At 40.3% G+C, this 2,082-nt stretch carries 1 protein-coding gene and 1 pseudogene; one reads left to right on the top strand and one right to left on the bottom strand.

Going from position 1 to position 2,082, the window contains the following annotated elements:
• The first annotated feature begins 193 nt into the window (after positions 1 to 193).
• Entirely contained in the window at positions 194 to 1,672 is a 1,479-nt protein-coding gene (tnpC, locus tag QUB66_RS29525; RefSeq protein WP_332970787.1) for an IS66 family transposase, read from the top strand.
• On the opposite strand, the pseudogene QUB66_RS29520 reads toward tnpC, so the two are convergent.
• Positions 1,673 to 1,965 (bottom strand): annotated as a pseudogene (locus QUB66_RS29520) (hypothetical protein); the annotation flags it as partial. It lies immediately after the preceding gene.
• Positions 1,966 to 2,082 lie beyond the last annotated feature (117 nt).

Genomic DNA, 2,082 nt, shown 5'->3' with positions numbered 1-2,082 from the left:
CCCGAACAATTTTTTTTCAATAATAAAGGAACAAATGGAGTCATATTTTAATTGGTTAAACAGGTAAAAAATGAGTAAAGTTACTCATTGACAATAATGTTTTTACCTTAACTTGTGAGTAATGTGTCCATACGTAAGGATTCAGGTGGTGGGTATTGACAAGTGTGATACGGGAAAGTAAAATGTAGCAATTATGAAAAAAAAACTGCCACCCAAACTCAACAGTGAAATCTTAAAACAGTTAGCGACAGAGAAACTGGTAGAGATGATCATTGAGCAGGCAAGGGCTATAGAGCAGTTAAAATCTAGAGTAATAGAACTAGAACAGGAAATAGAGAAACTTAAAATCAGCAGAGATTTAGATAGCACAAGATCATCAAAGCCACCATCGTCTGACCTTCTCAAAAAAAGCGAGAAAAAACTTGAAGCTCAAATAGATGAAAGGGAGACACCAAAACGGAAACCAGGAGGACAACCAGGGCATCCGGGAAAAACGAGGAAGGGGTTTGGTCGGGTAGATAGATTAGAAATATTACGACCGCAAGTGTGCAGGTGTTGTGGTCAAAGCGAATTCAGTGGCGAACCCATCAAAATAGAGAAACAGCAAGTAGCCCAGTTAGTAGAGAGTCCAATAGAAATAGTAGAATATCAAAGATATACGTGTATTTGCAGCGAGTGTGGGGAAACACAAGCAGCAGAGTGGTCGCCAGAAATAGTACCGGGACAAGATATCGGAATCAGACTGCAAGCTTTTTTAGGATGGATAAATAATTACGGACATTTATCCTACGAAAAACAACAAGAACTGTTGTGGGAACTGGGAAAAATAGAAATAGGAGTGGGAACTTTAGTAGCCACCAATGAAAGAATAAATGGCGCAGTGACTCAAAGTATTGACCAGCTCAAACAGTGGGTCAAACAAACCCAGCCCAATATCCATGCGGATGAAACGCCTTGGGCAATCAAAGGGGTAAAAGAATGGTTATGGATTTTTGCCAATACCAAATTCGCTTTATTTCATGCTGCTGATACTCGCTCTCGTGCGGAATTAGAATCTATTTTGGGTTCTTGCTACGAAGGTGTACTTAGTTCAGATGACTATAGCGCCTATAATGGTTATGCTGTCAAAGCTCAACAAAAATGTCTGGCTCATTTACGCCGTCACTTCAAGAAACTAATCAAGCTTCCTGGCTTAAATAACCAGGAGATTGGAGAAAAATTTATTAGCCTGATAGATGAGGGTTTGAAAAACTATGCTTTATTCCAACTTTCCCAAAGCCTTGATGAATTCTTGAGTTGGACGTCCCAGTTTAAACCAAAAGTTGAATTTACGATTAATTCATGGATTGAGCTAGCCGGAGGGGAAGCCGGGAAACTTTTACGCTCCTTGAGGAAGAAAGCTGATCAATGGTGGTATTTTTTAGACCATCCAGAAATACCGCCTGATAATAATTTAGCAGAACGAACGTTACGTTTAGCCGTCACCAAAAGAAAAATTAGTGGAGGTTCCCGTTCTATGGAACGGTTTCAAGATACTGCCAATTTATTGACGGTTATACAAACTTGTCGCCATCAAGGACGTTCTGTCATTGAGTTTTTTGACCAAGCTATAAAAGCAATGGTTGACTCGGCTGTGCAGACCCCTTCTTTAATTCCTATAATTGAGACCTGAATCCTTACCATCTGACAACAGTTTTCCGAGTTGTTTTACCCAATTTATTATCGTGGTATGATCAACTCCCTTAACTCGTTCTATCGCCCGCTTTCCCCATACCATTGACATAAATTTTTAGGCAATCACGTTTGATGCTCTCGCGCTTGACCTCGCCTTTGCTCATACTCATTGATGAATTGACGACCAAATTGGACATAAATGTGGTTCTGTTTTCCTTTTTTCGGGCCGTTATTACGGATCAGGGTTAATTTACATTCGCCGGCATTGCATAAATTATTCCTCCTATTCATACTCTAACTCAGCAACGCCACCAATCTTTCAGCCTTAAGTAACTGTAGTTTAGACTAACTAAAGATGAGAACGGTGGCCAAAGAAGAACTAGAGCCACCGCGCCGGGAGAGAATGAG

Source organism: Microcoleus sp. A2-C3, assembly GCF_036706065.1.
GTDB lineage: Bacteria > Cyanobacteriota > Cyanobacteriia > Cyanobacteriales > Microcoleaceae > Microcoleus.
The sequence above is the reverse complement of the archived record's forward strand: the minus strand, read 5'-3'. Positions and strand labels throughout refer to the sequence as shown.